The sequence below is a fragment of the Petrotoga sp. 9PW.55.5.1 genome (genome assembly GCF_003265365.1).
GTDB lineage: Bacteria > Thermotogota > Thermotogae > Petrotogales > Petrotogaceae > Petrotoga.
The window spans coordinates 1-21,946 of record NZ_AUPM01000066.1 but is presented as its reverse complement, the minus strand read 5'-3'; the positions used below and the strand labels follow the sequence as shown (position 1 = coordinate 21,946).

Sequence of the window (21,946 nt, the reverse complement as noted above, 5' to 3'; positions counted from 1 at the left end):
AATTCAATCTTTTTTCCTTTCATTTTTTTCACCTTGATTATTTTCTTTCAAAAACTTTTCACATGCACTCTTGGCAGCTAACTGTTCCGCGATTTTTTTTGAAAAACCTTCTCCAATTCCAAGCACTTGTTCTTCAAGCTTAACAGCAACTTTATACTTTCTTAAATGTGAAGGGCCAGAAGCCTTTAATAAAATATATTCAGGCAACTTTTTGTTTTTTTCTTGAGTTAACTCCTGTAATTTTGTTTTATAATCAAGAAAAAGATTCCCTTCTACGGCATCGTCAACATACTCTTTCAAATAATTCAATATATACGATCTCACCTTTGAATAGCCGCAGCTTAAATACATACAAGCATAAATAGCTTCTAATGCATCTGATAAAATAGAATTTTTATCGCGTCCACCTTGTTTATCTTCACCCTTTCCGAGGAAGATAAAATTATTGAGACCAATCTTTCTAGCGATATCAGCTAAAATAGGTTCACTACCAATAATTGCTCTAACTTTAGACATTTCTCCTTCTGAAAGAGTATAATTCTTATAAAGAAACTCGGAGATCACTAACTCAAGAACGGAATCTCCGAGAAACTCTAACCTCTCATTTGGTTCCAATTTTCTTTGGACATTATCACTTTCAAAGACATATGATTTATGACATAAAGATACAAATAAAATATTATCATTGATACATTCAGGTAAATTTAACTTTTTTTTTATTTTTTTAAGAACAAAAATTTCTTCATCCGTTAACTGCAACTCATTTTTGTTTTTCATTTCTTTTCGATTAATCCTTTCATCTTATTTACCAAAGATTCTACATCAAATCCGTTTATTTTCAATAAATCGTCTATAGTTCCTGATGGTGCATAATCCTTCAAACCCATAGGTTCAAAGTATGATGGCTGCAGACCATTTTTTATAAACCCCTTTGATAATTCGTTTGATAATCCATTTTCAACGTTGTGATCTTCTAAAGTCAATACTATCTTTCCATCTACATATTCTTTCACTTGGTTTATATCAAACTCTAAGGGGGTAGGAACACCTACAACGGTTATATTTATTCCTTCTTCTTTTAGTTTATCCGCAGCTTTTACAGCTAGATGTGTGAAGCTTCCGTATGTGAATATTGTTAGTTCTTGCCCTTTTCTAAAGATATCTAATTTACCATAAGTGAATTCATAATTTTCATCGTAAAAAACATCATCATCTTCGTTTAATAAAATGGGCAAGTTAGATCTTCCTAAAGCTATTACAATGTTTCCAGGTGTTTTTGCCGCATATCTTACTGCTTTATCTGTTTGATTGGCATCACATGGTACTATTAATTTTGTGTTGTACAAACTTCTGATGAGTCCTATGTAATTAACTTCATGATGTGTTTTACCGTCTTCTCCTACATCAGTTCCACAATGAGTTACCACTGTTTTTAAGTTTGCGTGGTTTACATCATTTAATCTTTGCTGATTGAATGTTTCATCTAGCCCAAATACCCCAAAATCTACAAAGAATGTCAACACTCCACTAACAGACATAGCTCCAGCAATAGTTGCTGCGTTGTGTTCTTGAATTCCAATTTGTACGTATCCTTCGGGGTTAACTTTTTCAAATTTTTCAAGTTTAACTGATGGTTTTAAATCACAATCTACAGCTGCAACTGGAAATTTGTCTTTATTTAGTCCAGCAATATCTGCAATAGCATTACCAAATGCATTACGGTTCGCAACCTTTTCTCCTTTATTATATATCTTTGGTTTACCTGTATCTACATCTAAGTCGATATTGGCATATGAAAATTTTTCTCTTTTTAAAGATAACTTTTTCCTTTTTTCGATATACTTTTCTACATCATTTTCCAACCCTAATTCTTTTAAAGCTTTGTCTAATTGTTCTAAACTTAGAGCCTTACCATGGTAAGTTGGTGTGTTTTCCATAAAAGATACACCTTTACCTATTATTGTTTTTGCAACTATAACTGTTGGTCCAATCTTTTGATTTTCAGCTACTTCAAGAGCTTTGTTTATCTGATTGAAATCATGTCCCTCTATCTCTATAACATTCCACCCAGCGGCTTTGTACTCTCCTACTATGTTTACTGATAGTATATCCCTTGCCCTTCCAGATATTTGTATATCGTTGTAATCAACTAATACTATCAAATTATTTAAATCTTCTTTTCTTGCTGTTCTTCTTGCTTCTGCTAATTGCCCTTTTGGACTTTCCCCGTCACTTGAAAATACATACACCTTATAGTCCTTGTTTCTCATCTTAGCAGCTAGCGCCATACCAACACCAGCGGATAAACCTTGACCTAAATTCCCAGTCGACCATTCTACCCCAGGAATCCCACGAGTAACATGTCCTTCAAAGATACTTCCTGCATGTCTAAACCCAGTAATTAATTCTTCTGTATTCAAAAATCCCATCCTTCCAAGCGCTGCATAAAACCCAGGTGAGGTATGACCATGACTTACTACCAACCTGTCTCTATCAGGATTAAAAGGATCTTCAGGAAATATATTTGCCCTGTTTAATACAGAAAGATACATATCTATTGAAGACATCGATCCAGCCGGATGGCCTGAGCTTGCAACTGTTGTCATTTTTAATATATCGCCTCTTGCTAAAACGGATAGTTCTTTCAACTCTTTTAAACTTTTTTTCAAAAAATCCACCTCCGACTTTTTTTGTTCTTCATATTAAAATTTAAAAAAATCTTCTTATGATAAACGATATCAAAGTGATAATTCCACTTATAATAAGCATAGTGGTTATCGGTATATAGATAACTACATTTTCTCTTTTAATCAAAATATCACCGGGTAAACGGCCTAATTTAAAATTAAAAGCTAACATCAATCCTAATATTACTAAAACAATTCCGACAGTTATTAATATAGCAGAAATTGGTTTCATAATTTACCGACTCACTTTTTTGGATAATTAATTATTTAAGCATTGTTGTTGAAATATGAAAAGGGTACTTTAACCAGTATTGGTTGGTTTTCTTCAATAACTTGTAAAGTTACTTCTTTGAGAAATACGTTTACTGTAACCACCTTCGCAGGAACTCCTTCGTATTCTATCATGGTGTTTTCATTGGGAACGTTTTTTAAAACCTCTTCATAAAATTGATTTTCATATTTTAAACAGCATAGTAATTTTCCACATCTTCCCGAAATTTTGGCGGTGTTTATCATCATCTGTTGAGTTTTTGCCAGTTCCATTTTAATTGAAGAAAAATCTCGCAAAAATCTAGAACAACAAGCTATTTGTCCACATAAACCTATTGATCCCATCATCTTAACTTCGTCTCTTGCTCCAACTTGTTTTAATTCAATTCTTGTTTTGTACTTCTTAGCCAAAAGTTTAACTAACTCTCTAAAATCTACCCTAATATCAGAGCCAAAATATATAACCAATTTTGATTTATCAAAAGTGAAATTTGAATGCAAAATCTTCATTTTAAGATTTAATTCCTGAGCTAAACTTTTAGAGTATTCAGTTACTTCCTTAGCCTTTTCTTGATTTTCCCTTATAACCTCCTCATCTTCCCTACTAACTTTCCTAACTATAGCTTTTGGTTCATACTCAATTTCTTCAAAATTCATAGTAACTGGTCCAAGTACAACCCTCCCTACTTCAATGCCATTTTCAGTTTGAACTAAAACCCGTTCTAACAATTTAATCTTTTCTATCCCCATATAAGTATAATAGTAAATATTTCCCAATTTTTCTAGTTCCACACCATACACTTCAGCTTTTAAATCTATCAAATTTTCTCACTCCCATTAATGTCGAATAAAACACCTTCTAATTCTAAGAAAATGAGTAATAACCTCTAATTCAAAGTTGTAATTAGATATACCAGAAGTAGCTATTTTATCAAAAAATAGAACGGTTTCTTTTATTTCTTCCTCATTTAAATTCTTTTCATTGAAACCAAAAGTATATACTAGAGAGTTATTCCAAAAATACCTCCATTTTGAAGAAATAATAGAAACAATGGCATCTCTTAAAAAAACACTCCCCAAAGTACTTATGAATTTTAGAAAATTTAAAGTATCTACCTCATTTTTAATCTTATTTATTTCTTTAATAGAAAAAAAGAAATTCCTTTCATCCATCTTTAAAAGTAAATCCCATAACTTAAAATAAGAAACAGTAAATATCATTCTGTTTTCTGCTGAATCTAAAGAAAGTTTTAGGTTATTAATCAATTTTTCAATATCTTCAGTCGTTGTTTCCTGTATTACATTAATCTTATCTATAACACTTATTGGGTCTGTTTCATTGTCTAATAAGTATAGTAAAGTTCCCAAATCTTGATGAATAAAAAGTTTTAAGTATATCGAATTGTCTGCATATTTTTCTTGTAGTTCATTAGATAAATAATAAGGAACATTTAAATTTATTCTAAAAAACCTACTTTTTATAGTAGGTAATAAATAATTCCATCTTGTAGTTGTTGCGAATATATAGGTAAATTCAGGTGGTTCTTCTATCAATTTGAGCGAAGCGTTTGCAGCTTCTTTATTTAGTTTATCAACGTTTTCTATAACAACTAGTTTATACTTGGCATAATTGGGTTTATATAATAAAAATTCATCTATATCCCTGATTTGATCAATTTTAATATTTCCACTTTCGGGTTTTACAAAAAGTGTTTCTAAAGCATTAAAATTGGGATTAGATTCTATGAATTGATTCATAAAATATTGTAAGAACTCATTGTCTTCAGCAACAAAGCAGACTGAGCTCCCTGGTAGGCTTAATATCTGATTCTTAATCTTATTAATTGTATCACAAAAATGTGTCTGCATTAAAATGAACTCCCCATACTTTTTTACTTATATAGATCTAAAATCAGTCCATTTATTTCTTCTATTTTAGATGCATACATTAGAGTATTTTTCTCGCGTTTCAACATCAAATCTGTTAAATCTTTCAATTTTTGGTCCACTATCTGTGCAACCATATGTAATTTAGGAGTAGCACTTCTAAAATCTACATCATTTTTAATTATATACCAATGCTTTTCTAATCTTTTTAGAAAATTTTTGATTGCTCCTTTATAATCCTTCAAATTAGAAGAAGTAGGAGATTTTACAAATCTGTTTCCGACTTCTAACACATTGTCTATTAGCAACTTAAGCTCTTTCTCAGAAATGTTTGCTTCAGCATCTAGTAAAACATCAAAAAATCCTTCTTTTGCTTGGGTTTCTGAAACAGTAGAATTACTTATTTTTGATTTTTTAATCTTCTTTTTTTTTAATTCTTTTTCAGCCTTTTTATTATTTATTGGGTCTATTTCCATAATCAGTTCACTCCATTAGTTATTTAATTTAGATCATTAATGAGTTCTGAAAGGACTTCTTTGATTTCTTCTTTTTTATAAGTTCCATATAACTTCCCTTTTAAAAATATGGCAGCAGAAGTATTTTTAGTACCAACTATCGCAATATCTGAATGCCTTGCTTCTCCAGGTCCATTAACAACACAACCCATAACTGCTATACTGAGGTTTTTAACAATATTTCTCTCTTTGATCCAGTTTTTAACCTGGTAAGCCCAGCTTTCAACATTAATTTCACTTCGAGCACATGTTGGACAAGCAATAATTTTTATTCCTTCTTTTAAACCTAAAGAAATAAGTAAATCTTTAGCTATTTGAACTTCTTTCACTGGATTACCACTTACTGAAACCCTTATTGTATCTCCGATATCGTTAAGAAGTAGCGATCCCAATCCAGCAGAAGAAAGTATTATAGCATCTTCATAAACTCCTGCCTCAGTAACGCCTATATGCAAAGGATATGGGATCCTTTGTGAGATATATTGGTTTGCAAGAAAATTTTCTTTCGCATTGGTAGACTTAACAGAAACCACTATATCAAAGAACCCTTCTTTTTCAAGGAGTCGAACTTCTTTCAAAGCACTTTCAGCTAATGCTTTATAAATTGGAAGATTTTGATATTCCTTTGCAATTGATCCAGAGTTTGCCCCCACTCTTATAGGAATCTTATAATCTTTAGCAACTTTAACTATTTCTCGGATTTTTTCTTCAGAACCAATATTACCAGGGTTAATCCGAACCTTTGATGCACCATTCTTAATAGATTGAACAGCTAATCTATAATCAAAATGTATATCAGCGACTATTGGAACATCTACTCTTTTAACAATTTCACCAAAAGGTTCTAGATCTTGTTTTTTTCTTACAGAAACTCTTACAATCTCTGCTCCAGCTTGCTTTAACTCTATTATTTGAGAAACAGTCTTTTGAACATCTATAGTATCAGTGTTAGTCATACTCTGAATAACAATATGGTGATCTCCACCAATCTTTATATTTCCAACAGTTACCTCATTCTTCGAAAACATATTTGCACCTCTTTAAAAGAGCCTCATTATATCATTATAAGTAACGAATATCATCAAAAAAATCAGAAACAAAAATCCAATTGTATTAATTACAGCTTCAACTTTTGGGCTTACCCTTTTTCTAGTAATCATTTCGTAAATGGAAAATACAATTCTTCCTCCGTCCAATCCGGGGATTGGTATCAAATTAAAAACACCCAAACTAATAGTTATTAATGCAGTTAGATTCAAAATGGCATCAAATCCAACCATTGCTGCCTGTCCAATTATTGTTGCTGCACCTACTGGTCCTGCTATTTGATCAGCTCCCAATCTTCCTGTGAATAACTGTCCAAATGATCTAAAAGTCATAGAAATTAAATTATTCGCCCATTGAATGGGTGCTGTTAAAGCTTCAATACCTCGTGGATGCCAATTATCATAAGATGATTTTAAAACACCAGGTTGAGTTATAAAATTTAGAAATTCTTCTTCTCTTATATTAATTTCAACAAGTTCTACATTTCTTTCTACAACAATGTTCAATGAATTCCCGTAAAAAGGTTTATACTCATTGATAACTTCTTTATCTGACGTTGCGAACATAATCTGATCACTTTCCAATTGAATCCTATAAATCACATTTTGCAGATCTGACCCATTATTTACTGTAACACCATTTATTTCAACAATCTTATCGCCATTTTGGAAAATACCATTAGCTTTTTGAACAATGTTAGAAAAAGTTGAATAAACGATACCGGTTTCATAGTTAGGAGAATAATACGTATACTGGCTTAATCTTCCTTTTAAAATGCTTCCATCTTTAAATTCAATTTCTATAGGATCTCCGACAGTCATTCTTGACATAACTTGATAAATATTCTCTTCACCGTTTAAGGTAGATATTTGTTGATACTTTATTTCATACTCTTGAGTATTTTCTATATCTTCCAGTATAAAAATCGCCCTATCGTTGGTAAGTTTTGGAACCAATGTGACATTTAACTCTTCGTTATCTCTTATAACAGTAAGATCAAGAGGTTTTCCAGAAATTATTTCCATTTCTAAAATGGCAGGATTAAATACATAATCACCATTAACTTTTTTTATTAAATCTCCAGGTTGAAGTCCAGCTTGCTCTGCAACGCTATCTCTTCCAACTCTTTCAACTATAACTTCTGGAAATCCATAAGCCCCAGCTATACCAACAAAAATAAAATATCCCAATAAAAAAGAAAATAATGGTCCAGCAAAAGCAATCAAAAATTTCTGGTAAGGCTTTTTGTTATAAAACAAGCTGGGATCAGTGTTTTTATATCCTTCCTCAATCCCTTCTTCGCCTGCAAGCCTAACATATCCACCAAGCGGAATAATATTGAACCTAAAAGTTGTTTCTTTACCGCTTATTTTAAATAATGCGGGACCAAATCCTATAGAAAATTCTTCAACCTTTGTTTTGAAAGCTTTTGCAAAGATAAAATGTCCGAATTCGTGCACAACTACTATAACTGAAATGATAATTATGAACCAAATTATTGAAAGTAAAACCGTCATTTAATAACCTCCATAATATATTTTTTAGCTATTTCCCTACTATTTTTGTCTATTTTAAGTATATCATCTATTTCTTTAAAATCAAATATTTTATTTCGTGAAGATAATGTGGCCATCTGATTTACTGTATATTCTAAGACTTTATATATGTCTGTAAACTTTATACTATCTTTCAAAAAATATTCAACTGCAACCTCATCCGCAGCATTAAAAGCGTTCTGCAAGACAGGGTTTCCAAGAATACTATAGGCGAGTTGTAATGCAGGGTATCTTTCGTAATCAACTTTATAAAACTCTATCTTATCAGAAAACAAATCAGGAGATCCATAAGTATATTTCCTTTCAGGGTAAGATAATGAAAAAGCGATAGGTATCTTCATATTTGCAATTCCATAATGCATCTTTATTACACCATCTGAAAATTGCACCATTGAATGAATCCTACTTGTTCTGTTAATTGCAACTTCTACATCTCTTACGTTAAAAAGATAAAAGGCTTCAAAAAGTTCAAGACCCTTATTAACCATTGAAGCAGAATCGATCGTGATTCTTTTTCCCATAGACCAAACTGGATGATTCAGCACTCTTTGAACTGACACATTTTCCAACTCTTCAATAGGTAGATCTCTTAAAGAACCTCCACTAGCAGTTAATATGATCTTTGTTGGAGTAGATTTTTCTCCCATCAAAAGTTGAAATATTGCACTATGCTCACTATCTATTGGAACAATCTGACAGTTATATTGTTTGGCGTAATTAAAAATGAAATTTCCACCACATACAACCGATTCTTTATTTGCCAAACAAACCCTTTTGGAAACTTCTATAGCTTTAATAGTATGTTTAATTCCAGAAAATCCGGATGTTGCTACTAAAGTAATATCAGGTTTGCAATATTCTATACTATTTTCAACAGATTTTAGCCCTTTAAAAATCTTACAATTATTATATGTTTCTGGAATACTAATTGAATCGTCTACAACAGCAACAGCTTTTAGATCATACTTATCAATAATCTTTTTTAATTTACCCCAGCTAGAAAAAACGGAACCTCCTATTAAATGAAAATTATTTTTGAAGTATTCGTTATTTAAAACTTCTAAGGTTTGTTCTCCAATTGAACCAGATATTCCACTAATAAAAACACTTTTCACAATAAATCTCCTTCCAACTATATAATCATATAGTAAAATTATACCATTATTTATATCTTTCAAACTGCAATAATATGATAAAATTAGGTAAATAACTATTTAGAAGGTGAAAGAAATGAATATTGGAAAATTCTTAATGGAAAGTTCTAATCTATTTACTGTTTATAGATGGAATAATAATCCAGCCATAGTAAGGTTTAGTGAATCTGATAATATTTTTAATAATCTTTTACTTATACTCTTTGTATTCTCAAGTGAACCCAAAGAAACACTTATAAAAATACTTCATAACAAAATCTATGAGGCAATTCCAAAAATAATTCTCTCCGATATATCTCTTGCTACAAAAAGTAAAATTGAAGAAAAAGGCAAGGATCTATGGGAAGAGGTAATAAAAAAAACTTACCAAGAACTAAAATCTAAAATCGATAAAAATATAAGCAAAAAACTACTAATACAATACACTTTTGATGAGGAAACTGAGAAGAAAATCAAGATGATAAACTTATTAGCAACGCAAAAAGAAGCAAGCATTAATGAACGCGTGTTCCCAGAGTATTACAATGAACCTAAAAAAAGAAATCAAGAAAAAATCGAATCTATAAATATAGATAATAAAGAAGAGATAGAAAAAATCGCTAAAGATCTATTTGAAATTTCAATAAAACTTGTGACTATGATACGTTGGAACAAAAATCACAGAAACATAAAAAGTTCTGTAGCATCTCACTCTTTTTTTGTATTTTTAACCTCCTATATTCTTGCTCTTTTATCAGATTTAGATTCAGATACAATTTATGAAATTATGGTTGCTTCTATCCTTCATGATTTACCAGAAGCTTTTACAGGTGACGTAATAAGTCCAACCAAAAGAAAAGTAAGTGGCTTAGAAGAAATAATCGGAGAAGTTGAAAAAGATTTCGTAAAAGAATGGTATATAGATAAAGATGTTATCTCAAAAAAGATTCAAAAATATGAAAAATATATATATTATCCTTTTGATCAAAATTATGGGGGTTTTGTAAAAACGGCAGATTTAATTGGTGCTTTAGTTGAAAGTTCTTTAGAAATTTCTACAGGAAACCAAAACAGCTACTTTAAAGATACTTTTTCATCAATAAAAAGAGAAATCCTTAGGATTTCTCCAATTGATGTTTCTCAAATTATAAGCGAAATAGAATCAACTATTCTCCTCTAACATACTTTTTCTCGCCATTAGGAAGTTTAAATTTAACTACAACACCTTTATTGGGCTTTTCATATCCTAAATAAATTTTATGCACGTTATTTTCGTTTACACCGGCTTCTACCCCTTCAGCTGAAATATGAGCATCAAAAGGTTCTTCTTTATATACAAAAACAGTTACTTCTAGCTCCCTCATATAAATTCCTCCTAACTTATTCTAGTATTCCTTAAAAAGTTTTATAAGAATCTAATAACAAAGTTACGGGTCCATCATTGATTAGGTCAACTTTCATATGTGCATGAAAAACACCTTTCTTTGGTACTATAGAATATTTTTCTTCTATATAATTTATAAATTCTTCGTATAGAACATTAGCATCTTCTGATGGTGCTGACTCAGTAAAAGAAGGCCTTCTACCTTTACGGCAGTCTCCATATAATGTAAACTGTGAAACAATTAGTATGTCTCCATCTATATCCAAAAGCGATTTATTCATTTTTCCTTTGTTATCTTCAAATATTCTTAAATTTAAAATTTTATCGGCCATCCAACTAATATCAGTTTTCTGATCTTTTCTTGAAATACCGATAAAAACAAGCAAACCATGATTTATCTTCGAATGCACCTCTTCATTCACTACCACTTTTGCTTCTAAAACTCTTTGAACTACAGCTCTCAACTTATATCCTCCTAATTGAAAATACCCCTTTTGAGTTTTTTAATTTATTACTAACAATGCTTAAATGTTTTAAATTATGAACTGAAAGATATATTCTTAAATTTAGATAACTACCACTACTTTGCATTTCAAATTTTTCTATATGACCTCCTTCGTTGTTAATAACATTTCTAACGTTGTTTAAAATATCCTTGTTCTCAATATCAATCATAAGAACAGTTGAAAAATTCTGTTGCTGATTATCGCTCCAAGAAACTGAAACTATTTTTTCTTTATTTAGGTCCTTGATATTTTTACAATCTTTTCTGTGAATAGCGATGCCTTTCTTCGTTATAATACCAATAATTTCATCCCCAGGAACTGGTGTACAACATCTTGCAATATAACTTTCCACCCCTTCTTCTCCATCAATCAATACAGATATATCTCTTCTGTTATTCGAACTTTTTTCGACTTTCTGTAATTTATCTTCATTTTTGTTTGTTTCAGTAAAAATATTTCTTATGCTACTTATACTTATCTCTTCCAAAGACAATTTTACATAAAATTCATCATCATTTTTTATGTTGTATTTAATGTAGAATCCTATTTCTTTCAATTTTTCTAACATTTCATCCATAGATATATTTGATTTTTTAGAAAGTTCTCTAAATTTGTCTTTTCCTCTTTCTATCAGTTCTACTTCATTTTTCTGTCTATAATACTTTCTTATCTTTGCCTTAGTTTTAGGAGATTCCGCATACTTTAACCAATCGATGCTAGGGCCTTGAAAGTTCCTATTAATCATGATTTCGACAATATCTCCAGTTTTTAAAGTATAGTAAATAGGAACCAACTTACCATTTACTTTAGCGCCGGAAAAATGTATCCCTATTTCAGTGTGAATAGCAAAAGCAAAATCAATAGGTGTTGCATCTTTTGGTAAATGTATAATCTCACCTTTTGGAGTAAAAACAAATATCTCTTTAGATATCAAACTAGTTTCTATATCCTTTAGTTCAAAAGCACTTTGAGCAATATATTTGTGTAATTCCATCAAATCATTTAAGAACTTTAATTTTTCCGAACTAACTCCTTGCTTATAAACCCAATGGGCTGCTAATCCATATTCAGCTTCTTCATGCATATTCCAATCACGTATCTGTATCTCAAGAGGATCTCCCTTATGAGTAATAACAGTTGTATGAAGTGATTTATAACCATTGAATTTGGGTGTAGCTATATAATCCTTAATCCTTCCAGGCATAGGAGACCAGATAGAATGAATTATACCTAAAGCAGCATAACACTTACTTGGATCATCAGTAATAATCCTTAAAGCAATATAATCATATATTTCGTCTAAAGATCTTCCTTTCCTAATCATCTTATCCCATATACTATATAAATGCTTTGAGCGTCCCTCAACTGTTGCTTTGATTTTTTGCTTTCCTAATTCTCTTTGAATAATTTCTGCATACTCATATAACCGCTCTTTACCTTTCTGCAGTTTCTCTTCAATTTTTATTTTTAATTCTTTATATTTATCAGGATATAAGTATTTAAAAGATAAATCTTCTAACTCTTCTTTTATTTTATAAATACCCAATCTATGAGCTATTGGTGCATAAATCTTCAAAGTTTCTTCTGATTTCGCAATTTGTTTTTTTCTTTCCACAAACTGTAACGTTCTCATGTTATGCAATCTATCGGCAAGTTTGACAATTATAACTCTTATATCTTCAGACATTGCAAATAACATTTTTCTAACTGTTTCGACTTTTTCTAAAGACTTCATATCCTTTTCGTTTAATCTTTCGTTTAGTTTTAGGTTACTAATCTTAGTAACTCCAGATACAATATTTGCTACATCTACGCCAAATTTATCTCTTATCTTTTCTAAAGGAAAGTCACAATCTTCAACGACATCATGTAATAAACCTGCAACGATAGTATCTACGTCCATATTCAACTCTGTTAAAATCAAACCAACGTTCTTGGGATGGTCAAAAAATTCTTCACCCGAATCTCTATACTGACCACTATGAGCCTCTTGAGCCAATTCATATGCCTCAATTATTTTTTCTTTTTCTATTCTGCTTAAACGGCTATGTAAAATCTTTTCAATTTCCTTTTCATAATTTTTTGCTTCCATAATCATAGCAATTACCTTCTTTTTCAAACTTTTAAACAAAAAACACTAATTCATATCTACTTTAATTATACCATAAAAAGCAAAATCTTCATTTCCATTATATATTTATATATCATAACTACAGATACCTATATATTAGATCAATCGAATAAAAATAACATTGTTGGAACATATGATAGTTAATCATAATCACCAAAAAAGGATAGTAATTATTAACAAGAATGTAAAATCTCATTGATTTTTTATATGCCCTAAATGTGCTTAAATATTATCGGATTTCCTCCTTAATATTTCTTAATATCTCTTGACATTATTCAAAATATCATAGGCTATAATAACGATGAAAATATATATTTAGGAGGGAAAAAATGAAAAGAACGATTTTAGTTATGTTACTTGCTACAGTTGCTTTGTTCGGTTTTGCTGAAACTTTAGTAATAAAAGGGTCAAATACTATCTTTCCAGTAACACAATTATGGATTGAAGAAATGAAAGATATGTACCCGGATTTAACTATCACTTTAGAGGGAGCTGGTTCTTCTACCGGAATAGCTGCTTTATTTAACGAAACTACCGATATTGCTAATTCTAGTAGATGGTTAAAAGATTCAGAAATAACTAAAATGTATCAAGAAGGCAAATATTTTATTCCTATAGTTTTAGGGTACGATGGAATAGCTGTTATTGTAAATCCCGATCTTGGAATAAATGAGATTTCATTGGAAGAATTAGCAAATATTTATACTGGTAAAATCACAAGATGGAACCAACTAAACCCAAATTTACCTAATCAAAGGATAGTCGTATATTCAAGAAATAGCGCTTCTGGAACATACGAAACATTTGTGGAAAAAGTTTTAGAAGGTGAAAGAATGGCTCCAACAGTACAGATGTTAGAATCAACTCAAGCAGAAATTGAATCAATAGCAAGAAATAAGTACGCGATTGGTTATACCGGTGTTGGATACGTAACAGATGATGTAAAAGTTCTCTCCGTCAACGGAATTCAACCTACAAAATTAAATATTTTGAATTCTGTTTATCCGATTTCTAGACCGCTTTACATGTTCATAGATGCCACAAAAGGTTATCCTCAAACTGGTCCGGTGAAACAATATTTAACATTTGGTCTCTCAAAAAGAGGTCAAGAGTTAGTTGAACAAGCAGGATATATTGCATCTTATGGATTTTAAGTTATAAAAAACATTACGATTAAAACTTATACTTATTAGGAGTGTAATATTTGTGAATAAGCGTGATTTAAAAAATCTTATAAATCAAACAATAATTACAATAGTAGCCTTGATAGGTATATTCGCTTTAATAGGTTTATTCGCTTTTATTATTATAGAAGCTCTTCCAGCCCTAACAGAAGTTGGGGCTGAAATTTTCGGGAGTTTGTACTGGTATCCAACATATGATCCTCCTGAATATGGAATGCTCGCAATGATATTAGGTTCATTTATATTAACTGGTATCGCATCTCTTATAGTTATACCCATGGGATATATTGTGGCGTTTTTTTTGTACGACTATGCAAAACCTACAGAACAGAAATTAATAAAATCAGCAATAGATTTACTATCAGGAATTCCTTCCGTTATAATAGGATCTTTCTTATTCATATACTTATCTCCAATGATTATGAAAATTGGGGCCTGGTCATCTGGTAATTTATTGCTTGCAGCCATTGGATTATCAATACTTTCCCTACCTTATGCTGCGTCCTTGATGCAAGAATCTTTATCAGCTGTTGATACAAGCCTTAAAGAAAGCTCTTTAGCCATGGGTGCAAGCAGGTTCACAACAGGGTTTAGAATAGTCAGTAAAGCTGCTCTACCTGGTATATTAAATGCCATCATATTAACAGTAAATAGAATAATAGGTGAAACTATAGTAGTATTAATGGTAGCAGGAGGAGCAGCTATTATTCCGCGCTCTTTGTTTGATCCAGTAAGACCTTTAACAGCAGCAATAGCCAGCGAAATGGGTGAAGTACCTATAGGCAGTCTTCACTATTCTGCCTTATTTGCTGCTGGATTGATTTTGTTGGTTATTTCATTTATACTAACATTATTATCTAGAAGAATTACAAGGAGTTGGAATCGTTGAAAATCCAAACCGGAGTAGATTCAATTATATCGGCTATATTTAGAATAATTAGTTACATCACATTTGGAATTATTATGACAATTATTACTGTAGTTATAGTTGACGGTATAAGATATTTCAATTTATCATTTTTTATAGATTATCCTAAACAAGGTATGACGGCTGGAGGAATTGGACCTGCAATACTGGGAAGTCTTTTAATGATATTTTTTATATTATTATTTGCTATACCAATAGGTGTATTAACAGGAACCTTTCTGTCTGAATATGGTTCTAAATCTAGATTAGGAAGAATTATAGATGTTTCTGTCACATCATTATCTGGAGTTCCTTCTGTAGTGTACGGACTTTTTGGTTTGGCCCTATTTTCTATAACTTTAGGTTTTGGAACATCGTTATTAAGTGGAAGTCTCACCTTAGCCATAATGACGTTACCCGTTATTTCTTCATCAGTAAAAGAGGCTTTATCTGCTTTACCTAGAGAACTAAGGGAATCGGCCTATGCGTTAGGAGCAAAAAAAACAGAAACCATTTATAAAATTTTATTTCCTGCAGCGCGTAATAGGATAATAACAGCCATCTTAATTGGATCCGGAAGAGCCATAGGTGAAACAGCTCCAGTATTATTAACAGGTGCAGTTTTTTATTCCACTAAACTACCAAGTTCTCTATTCGATCCTGTTATGACTCTACCTACTCACATATATTTTATAACTATGGCTTATGGAGAAAGTGCTCAATGGATGGCAAAAGCTACTTCTGCATTCTTACTAATATTGATTCTTGTTATATACTTAATAGCCTTTAGAATAAGAGGAGGGCAAAAAAAGAAGTGAATTCAGATCTCGATACTGTAATTAAAATTAGTAATTTTAATGGTTGGTATGACCAAAAACATGCCATAAAAAATATCAACATAGAAATAAAAAAACATAAAGTTAGTGCGATAATTGGACCTTCAGGTTGTGGAAAATCAACACTTCTAAGAAGCATCAATAGGATAAATGACGAAATTCCTGGTTATAGAACATCGGGAGAAATCATTTTTGAAAATAAAAATGTCTACGACAAAGACATTGACCTTTCTGCCTTAAGAAAAAAAATTGGTATGGTTTTTCAAAAACCTGTCCCCTTTCCAATGTCTATATATGATAATATCGCCTTTGGCTTAAAATTGCATGGAACTAGAGGTAAGAAGATGAGTAAAATTGTACAAAATGCATTAAAAAGAGCGGCTCTATGGGATGAGGTGAAAGATGATTTAGACAAACCTGCTTCCTCTCTTTCTGGAGGGCAACAACAAAGGCTATGTATTGCAAGAGCTATTGCTGTAGACCCTGAAATAATCTTGTTAGATGAGCCTACATCCGCACTTGATCCAATAGCTACAAAGAAGATAGAAGAGCTGGTAGAGCATTTATCCGAAAATTATACAATCATTATCGTAACACATAATTTAGCCCAAGCTATAAGAATTTCTGATTATATGTATTTTATGTTTCAAGGTGAATTAATAGAGGACGGAAGAACCGAAGATATTGTAAAACAACCAAAGAATCAATTGACTGAAGACTATTTAAATGGTAGAATTAGTTAAAATATATAGTAGAATTTAGCGAAATAAGAGGTGAGATAGATGGATTATACGCATTTTGATAATGAAATGACTCGATTAACTAGCGAAATATCAAAGTTACTAACATCAGTTTTAAGGTCTTTTGAGAATTCAATAAAAGCTTTAGAAGACAAAAACATAGAATTGGCCGATAAAGTATTAAAAGCAGATGATCAAATAGACGATTTAAACAGACAGATTGAAGAATCTGTATATCAAATTGTAGCAAGATTCCGACCTTTGGCAAAAGATTTAAGATATGCTGTAACAATGATTAAATTCGCAAATAACCTCGAAAGAATTGGCGACCTTTCTTGCAATATAGCCGAAAAAACTAAAACTTATGCGGATGTTGATTTAAAGGATGTAATAAACACTAAAGAAATTAAGAAAATGTTTGGAATTTCTCTCGAAATGATTAAAGATTCTTTCAAAGCTTTTGGTGAAAGAAATATTGAAGAGGCTGTAAGAATATGGAAAAGAGACGACGAAGTTGACTCATTAGAAGATATTGTAAGAGAAAAAGCGGTAAAAAAACTCAACGATGCCGATTTCAGTAAAGTATTGGTAATTCCTTATATTTTACTTGCAAGAGATATAGAAAGAATAGCAGATCACGCAACTAACCTATGTGAAGAAATAGTTTACATAGAAACCGGAAAAGAAATAGAGGATTATCTTTAATCGGAGGTATATTTAATGCCTACAGTGCTTATTGTAGAAGATGACAGCGATATAAGAGATATACTCAAAACTTATTTGAAGTTGGAAAACTATGATATATTAGAAGCTGAATCCCTATCAAAAATGAGAAATATATTAAACAACAATTCAAAAATAGAAATAATTTTATTAGACCTAATGCTTCCTGATGGGGATGCTGTAAACGAATTACCTTTAATACGTTCTTCTAATAAAGAAACTGGGATAATAATAATCTCCGCAAAAGATACAGATGGTGAAAAAATATTAGGAATTGAGTCAGGCGCTGACGATTATGTAACCAAACCTTTCAATCCTAGAGAAGTACTCGTTAGAATTAAAGCCTTGCTCAAGCGTATCGAAAAAAATGATATAAAGTTAGAATATGGACCTTTAGAGATATATTCAAATAATTATACGCTAAAGTATAATGGCAAAAATATTGACTTAACTTCCAAAGAATTTGAAATTATTGATTTACTTGCTAGAAATCCGGACAAAGTTTATTCTAGAGAAGAAATAATTGATAAAATTTGGTTTGGCGATGAATTTATCTCTGATAGAGTTATTGATGTGCATATAAGTATGATACGATCGAAAATCGGGAAAAATTGGATAAAAACTGTTAGAAACATAGGATATAAGTTCAACAAAAATGCTTATTCAACTATTAATGAGGAAAAGTAAATGGACAACAACTATATGTTTAATTTTGATGTTTTCGACTCTATTGAAAATCCAGTAATATTTCTAGGTAACAAAACCCAAATAATTAATCTAAATGAAAGTGCAAAAAAGTGGGGCTTTCAAAAAGATAAAGCACTTTTATCTTTTATAACATTTGAGGAAATCGATCAATTAGCGGAATATATCCTTAAAAATAAAGACTTGGAAATAGAAAGTAATATCTATTTTTTTAAAGGCTTTAGCAAATATTGCAAAGTAAACTATAAATCCGAAAATCATTTACTCATTTTTCAAGATAAAACAGAAACTGAACTTCTTAAAAAAGTCAAAGAAGACTTCGTCACTTCACTATCTCATGAACTAAGAACACCTCTCACCATAGCAAAAGGAAATGTACATATATTGAAAGATTTTTTAAACAGCCAAAAATTTTCCAAGCAGATTTTTAAAATAGAAGAATCTCTAGATAAAATAGAAAATATTTTGACTCAATTAACCTTGCTCTCAAAAGCAGAGTTTGGTGATTACAAAATAAAAAAAGAGACTATAGACCCATTTATCTTATACAAAGAAGTTATAGAAGACCTTTCTGAAAAAATAAAAGAAAAAAATATAAATTTAGTCTTTAACTGTGAAATAAAACAGCTAAAAGGTGACAGATTTGTTCTCTACACAATACTACGAAATTTACTTTCCAACGCTATAAAATATTCTTTTGAAAATTCTTCAGTTATCGTAGAAATCTTACCCAACAAAATTTTTGTAAAAGATGAAGGAATTGGGATACGAGATGAAGAACAAAGTAGAATCTTCGAAAGGTTCTACCGTGGAATTGAAGCTGACAAACACGCTAAAGGTTCTGGATTAGGTCTAGCAGTTGTAAAATATCTATGTGAATTAGCAGGTTATGAAATTCATTTTGATTCAATATGGATGGTTGGTACAACTTTTGAAGTATATTTTAGTAACAATTAATTTCTTAAATCATATTTTGTAGTATGAAACCTCTTACATACAAAAGCTAAATTTAAAATTTTTAATAAGAAACTAACAAAGATATTTTTTAAAGATTTTGTTATGATAAAAAAATAATCGTTCAAGTATTATACACATAATTATATTATAAAATTATTTAATTTGTTTAATAAAATAAATGAGGTTTAATTTTCTAATTTGAAATAATCATCCTTAATTTACTCTAATTGTTTATAATTAATCGTAATCCGATTTGACTTTTTTCAAAGAAAGTATTTTAATTAATAATGTAGAATTAAATATTTTATTTAAGAAAAGGGGATCTACAATGAACAATAAAACATATAATCTAGAATTAGTCAAAGAAAGAAATAGAACGATAGTCTTGGAGTTGTTGAATTCAAAAGAACAAACTACTCGATCAGAAATTTCAATAATTACAGGATTAACGAGAGCTACTGTAACCAATATAATAAATGAGTTTATTAACTATAACTTAGTTGAGGAAATCGGAACTATTGATGGCAAATTGGGAAGAAAAAGAAAATTGATTCAAATTAAAGATAACGCCTTTTATGTTATAGGTATAGAATTTGGAGTCAACATAGTTCGTGCAGGTATATTCAATATTAAAGGAAAAGAAATTTCAAAAATAGAAAGAAATATTAACTCTTATGGAAAACCTATTGATGTATTAGAAAACCTAAAAAAAATAATAGAAGAACTCATCGATAATACAAAAGTTCACAATAATGATATAAAGGCAATAGGAATGGTTATGCCTGGATTAATTGATAATGAAAGTAAAGTTCTTCAATCTGTTCATCCATTCCCATTATTGAAAGAATACCCTCTTTCAAAACAACTTGAAGATCATTTTAATAAAGTTGTATGGCTCGAAAACGATGCTAAAGGGGCCGCCATTGGAGAAAAGTGGTTTGGACATGGAAAAACACTAGATAATTATGTGTTTGTAGTTGGAGATTCTGGGATTGGAGCTGGGATAGTTATAAATGGGAAAATATATCGAGGTTCTTATAATTCTGCGGGAGAAATTGGACATACTTTTTTAACAAAAGACTTAATACCTTTGGAAAGTCTGGGAGGGTTATCAAGGCTATCAGATAGGTTTGATCTTCCTTTGCAAATTATTTTAAGTGAAAAAAAATCAAAGGAAGTAAAAGATGAAATTAAAGAAATTAGTAAATTTTTTGCCTTGGGCATCGTGAATCTAGTCAATACTATAAGTCCAGAGGCCATAATAATAGGTGGAAGAATTTTAAAAGGTGGGGAAACAATTATCAGAGAAATAAAAAGCATAGTTGCGCAATATACTTTTTCCAAAGAAATCCCTCAAATTTTAGTTGCCACAAAAAAAGAAGATGCTATATTGGCAGGCGCAGCTTCCATTGCGATAGAACATATCGTTTCGGCTCCATATCAATTCTTATTGAATCAATGAATACCTAAATACATACTTGTTTGATTATAATCGGGGGGAATATTATGAAAATTAGATCCAAATTATCTTTACTAATAATTACAATATCCATTATTCCATTAATTTTGATATCTGTTTTTAGCTTTTATAACTATTATTCAACGGTTCTTGAAAATACGGAAAATAATATTTTGATTCAATTACAAACTCAAAAGGAAGCAATAATCAAATTTTTTACTCCTGTTAAAGAACTAACTGATTATGTTTCAGCTAATCTAGAAAAAAATGGTTTAAATTGGATGTTTCAAAACTTTCCAAATATAGTTAATTCTTTTTCTGAAATTAAGTATATATATGTTGTTTTACAAGATGGATCATTTATCGTTGAACCAACTTCTGAAATACCAAAGGACTACAAACCTATAGAAAGCATTTGGGCTCAACAAGCCAAGAAAACTGATGAAATAATTATAACTCCTTTATACATTCAACCTTTTACAAAACTCCCAACATTAACTTTGGCAAAAGGCTTTGTTGCTTCTTCTAGAGAAGGGATTTTAGGATTAGATATAAATTATGAAGCATTTAAAAATATTATATCTAACATTTCCTATCAATCACAAATAAATTATATAGTAGACAGTGACAATAATATTTTAGTATCTACAGAGAATAACTCAGATTATTTTATTCCCGAATTAAAAAATGATTCAGGCGTAATATCCAAAAACAATGAATATGTTTACTATTTAAAAATCCCAGAATTTAATTGGACTATATTTTCCTCGATAAACAGTCAAGATATAATATCACAACCTTTAAGAAATTCATTAAATATAGCTTTATTAGCCTTAATCGTAATAATATTAGCAGTTATCTTATCAATATTTTTCATGCGATCTATTACTAACCCAATCAATAAAATGAAAGATAAAGTAAATTTAATAGAACAAGGAAATCTTAATGTTGACTTTGACACCTCAAGTAATGACGAAATAGGTATTATCTCCAAAGAACTAGCCAATATGATTAATAAGTTAAAAACAACACTTGGTGAAGTTAAAGAAACAAGCTCTTATATTGAAAAATCTTCAAAAGAACTTTCTACTATCTCGATCAAGTTGTCAAAAAATAATCAAGATATTATGAATAAAACTGAAGATATTGAAAAAGATTTAGAAGATTCTGCCGCATTCACAGAAGAAGTAACGTCTGGTGTAGACGAAGTAGCAAGGGCAGCGCAAGGGGTATCGCAAGATGCACAAAGGTTAAACGAAGAAGCGGAAGAAACGAACAAGGCAGCGCAAGAAGGAAGTAAAACGATAGAAGAAATAAAC

At 30.6% G+C, this 21,946-nt stretch carries 22 protein-coding genes; 10 read left to right on the top strand and 12 right to left on the bottom strand.

Features of this window, described 5'->3' with window-relative positions; genetic code table 11:
* Positions 1 to 3: 3 nt before the first annotated feature.
* From rnc to dxr, 9 genes are all read right to left on the bottom strand, one after another.
* Positions 4 to 777 carry a ribonuclease III gene (gene rnc, locus PW5551_RS09570; RefSeq protein ID WP_113075550.1) on the bottom strand — a complete coding sequence of 258 codons (774 nt, stop codon included), beginning with the start codon at positions 775 to 777 and terminating at the stop codon, positions 4 to 6.
* Complete coding sequence (locus tag PW5551_RS09565) at positions 774 to 2,669, bottom strand: transketolase (RefSeq protein ID WP_113075549.1); 1,896 nt, start codon at positions 2,667 to 2,669, stop codon at positions 774 to 776. Before PW5551_RS09565 ends, rnc begins: the two co-directional genes overlap by 4 nt.
* Before the next feature lie 40 nt (positions 2,670 to 2,709).
* Complete coding sequence (locus tag PW5551_RS09560; RefSeq protein WP_113075548.1) at positions 2,710 to 2,919, bottom strand: DUF2905 domain-containing protein; 210 nt, start codon at positions 2,917 to 2,919, stop codon at positions 2,710 to 2,712.
* A 35-nt stretch (positions 2,920 to 2,954) separates the two neighbouring features.
* A complete protein-coding gene (locus PW5551_RS09555) occupies positions 2,955 to 3,779 on the bottom strand; it encodes a regulatory iron-sulfur-containing complex subunit RicT (RefSeq protein ID WP_113075547.1) in 825 nt (274 codons plus the stop codon).
* Between the two features lie 15 nt (positions 3,780 to 3,794).
* Positions 3,795 to 4,715, bottom strand: a complete 921-nt coding sequence (locus PW5551_RS09550) for a hypothetical protein (RefSeq protein ID WP_233488515.1) — start codon at positions 4,713 to 4,715, stop codon at positions 3,795 to 3,797.
* A gap of 134 nt (positions 4,716 to 4,849) precedes the next feature.
* Complete coding sequence (locus tag PW5551_RS09545) at positions 4,850 to 5,320, bottom strand: YaaR family protein (protein ID WP_113075545.1); 471 nt, start codon at positions 5,318 to 5,320, stop codon at positions 4,850 to 4,852.
* A 23-nt stretch (positions 5,321 to 5,343) separates the two neighbouring features.
* The gene (gene ispG / locus PW5551_RS09540; protein ID WP_113075544.1) at positions 5,344 to 6,387 is read right to left on the bottom strand and encodes a flavodoxin-dependent (E)-4-hydroxy-3-methylbut-2-enyl-diphosphate synthase; all 1,044 of its coding nucleotides are present in this window, start codon (positions 6,385 to 6,387) and stop codon (positions 5,344 to 5,346) included.
* 12 nt (positions 6,388 to 6,399) lie between these two features.
* A complete protein-coding gene (locus PW5551_RS09535) occupies positions 6,400 to 7,923 on the bottom strand; it encodes an RIP metalloprotease (protein WP_113075543.1) in 1,524 nt (507 codons plus the stop codon).
* The gene (gene dxr, locus PW5551_RS09530) at positions 7,920 to 9,077 is read right to left on the bottom strand and encodes a 1-deoxy-D-xylulose-5-phosphate reductoisomerase (RefSeq protein WP_113075542.1); all 1,158 of its coding nucleotides are present in this window, start codon (positions 9,075 to 9,077) and stop codon (positions 7,920 to 7,922) included. The genes PW5551_RS09535 and dxr overlap by 4 nt, the downstream gene beginning before the upstream one ends.
* 115 nt (positions 9,078 to 9,192) lie before the next feature.
* Between dxr and PW5551_RS09525 the strand changes: the two genes are divergently transcribed.
* Positions 9,193 to 10,275, top strand: a complete 1,083-nt coding sequence (locus tag PW5551_RS09525; protein WP_113075541.1) for an HD family hydrolase — start codon at positions 9,193 to 9,195, stop codon at positions 10,273 to 10,275.
* On the opposite strand, the gene PW5551_RS09520 is transcribed toward PW5551_RS09525, so the two are convergent.
* From PW5551_RS09520 to PW5551_RS09510, 3 genes are read right to left on the bottom strand one after another with little or no spacing between them, the layout of a single operon-like run.
* The gene (locus PW5551_RS09520) at positions 10,262 to 10,459 is read right to left on the bottom strand and encodes a hypothetical protein (protein ID WP_113075540.1); all 198 of its coding nucleotides are present in this window, start codon (positions 10,457 to 10,459) and stop codon (positions 10,262 to 10,264) included. The genes PW5551_RS09525 and PW5551_RS09520 overlap by 14 nt on opposite strands.
* Before the next feature lie 31 nt (positions 10,460 to 10,490).
* Positions 10,491 to 10,943 carry a D-aminoacyl-tRNA deacylase gene (gene dtd / locus PW5551_RS09515; RefSeq protein ID WP_113075539.1) on the bottom strand — a complete coding sequence of 151 codons (453 nt, stop codon included), beginning with the start codon at positions 10,941 to 10,943 and terminating at the stop codon, positions 10,491 to 10,493.
* Position 10,944: 1 nt separating this feature from the next.
* Positions 10,945 to 13,116 (bottom strand): bifunctional (p)ppGpp synthetase/guanosine-3',5'-bis(diphosphate) 3'-pyrophosphohydrolase, encoded by a 2,172-nt coding sequence (locus PW5551_RS09510; protein WP_233488514.1) that lies wholly within the window; start codon positions 13,114 to 13,116, stop codon positions 10,945 to 10,947.
* Positions 13,117 to 13,445: 329 nt separating this feature from the next.
* Between PW5551_RS09510 and PW5551_RS09505 the strand changes: the two genes are divergently transcribed.
* From PW5551_RS09505 to PW5551_RS09465, 9 genes are all read left to right on the top strand, one after another.
* A complete protein-coding gene (locus PW5551_RS09505; protein WP_113075537.1) occupies positions 13,446 to 14,270 on the top strand; it encodes a phosphate ABC transporter substrate-binding protein PstS family protein in 825 nt (274 codons plus the stop codon).
* A gap of 52 nt (positions 14,271 to 14,322) precedes the next feature.
* The gene (gene pstC, locus PW5551_RS09500; protein WP_113075536.1) at positions 14,323 to 15,189 is read left to right on the top strand and encodes a phosphate ABC transporter permease subunit PstC; all 867 of its coding nucleotides are present in this window, start codon (positions 14,323 to 14,325) and stop codon (positions 15,187 to 15,189) included.
* Complete coding sequence (gene pstA / locus PW5551_RS09495; RefSeq protein WP_113075535.1) at positions 15,177 to 16,025, top strand: phosphate ABC transporter permease PstA; 849 nt, start codon at positions 15,177 to 15,179, stop codon at positions 16,023 to 16,025. The genes pstC and pstA overlap by 13 nt, the downstream gene beginning before the upstream one ends.
* Positions 16,022 to 16,786 (top strand): phosphate ABC transporter ATP-binding protein PstB, encoded by a 765-nt coding sequence (gene pstB / locus PW5551_RS09490; RefSeq protein ID WP_113075534.1) that lies wholly within the window; start codon positions 16,022 to 16,024, stop codon positions 16,784 to 16,786. The genes pstA and pstB overlap by 4 nt, the downstream gene beginning before the upstream one ends.
* Positions 16,787 to 16,825: 39 nt before the next feature.
* The gene (gene phoU / locus PW5551_RS09485) at positions 16,826 to 17,488 is read left to right on the top strand and encodes a phosphate signaling complex protein PhoU (RefSeq protein ID WP_113075533.1); all 663 of its coding nucleotides are present in this window, start codon (positions 16,826 to 16,828) and stop codon (positions 17,486 to 17,488) included.
* A gap of 15 nt (positions 17,489 to 17,503) precedes the next feature.
* A complete protein-coding gene (locus PW5551_RS09480) occupies positions 17,504 to 18,193 on the top strand; it encodes a response regulator transcription factor (protein WP_113075532.1) in 690 nt (229 codons plus the stop codon).
* Complete coding sequence (locus tag PW5551_RS09475) at positions 18,194 to 19,168, top strand: sensor histidine kinase KdpD (RefSeq protein ID WP_113075531.1); 975 nt, start codon at positions 18,194 to 18,196, stop codon at positions 19,166 to 19,168. It begins immediately after the preceding gene.
* Between the two features lie 328 nt (positions 19,169 to 19,496).
* Entirely contained in the window at positions 19,497 to 20,630 is a 1,134-nt protein-coding gene (locus PW5551_RS09470) for an ROK family protein (protein WP_113075530.1), read from the top strand.
* 44 nt (positions 20,631 to 20,674) lie between these two features.
* The coding region (locus tag PW5551_RS09465) for a methyl-accepting chemotaxis protein (protein ID WP_146738352.1) at positions 20,675 to 21,946 on the top strand (1,272 nt) is incomplete at its 3' end.

What these genes read in the sequence shown, in the direction of transcription:
- PW5551_RS09535 (WP_113075543.1), bottom strand. Translation starts at nt 7,923, where the DNA reads ATGACGGTTTTACTTTCAATAATTTGGTTCATAATTATCATTTCAGTT.
- PW5551_RS09560 (WP_113075548.1), bottom strand. Translation starts at nt 2,919, where the DNA reads ATGAAACCAATTTCTGCTATATTAATAACTGTCGGAATTGTTTTAGTA.
- PW5551_RS09475 (WP_113075531.1), top strand. Translation starts at nt 18,194, where the DNA reads ATGGACAACAACTATATGTTTAATTTTGATGTTTTCGACTCTATTGAA.
- PW5551_RS09525 (WP_113075541.1), top strand. Translation starts at nt 9,193, where the DNA reads ATGAATATTGGAAAATTCTTAATGGAAAGTTCTAATCTATTTACTGTT.
- PW5551_RS09550 (WP_233488515.1), bottom strand. Translation starts at nt 4,715, where the DNA reads ATGAATCAATTCATAGAATCTAATCCCAATTTTAATGCTTTAGAAACA.
- phoU (WP_113075533.1), top strand. Translation starts at nt 16,826, where the DNA reads ATGGATTATACGCATTTTGATAATGAAATGACTCGATTAACTAGCGAA.
- PW5551_RS09520 (WP_113075540.1), bottom strand. Translation starts at nt 10,459, where the DNA reads ATGAGGGAGCTAGAAGTAACTGTTTTTGTATATAAAGAAGAACCTTTT.
- PW5551_RS09505 (WP_113075537.1), top strand. Translation starts at nt 13,446, where the DNA reads ATGAAAAGAACGATTTTAGTTATGTTACTTGCTACAGTTGCTTTGTTC.
- PW5551_RS09545 (WP_113075545.1), bottom strand. Translation starts at nt 5,320, where the DNA reads ATGGAAATAGACCCAATAAATAATAAAAAGGCTGAAAAAGAATTAAAA.
- ispG (WP_113075544.1), bottom strand. Translation starts at nt 6,387, where the DNA reads ATGTTTTCGAAGAATGAGGTAACTGTTGGAAATATAAAGATTGGTGGA.
- rnc (WP_113075550.1), bottom strand. Translation starts at nt 777, where the DNA reads ATGAAAAACAAAAATGAGTTGCAGTTAACGGATGAAGAAATTTTTGTT.
- PW5551_RS09480 (WP_113075532.1), top strand. Translation starts at nt 17,504, where the DNA reads ATGCCTACAGTGCTTATTGTAGAAGATGACAGCGATATAAGAGATATA.
- PW5551_RS09470 (WP_113075530.1), top strand. Translation starts at nt 19,497, where the DNA reads ATGAACAATAAAACATATAATCTAGAATTAGTCAAAGAAAGAAATAGA.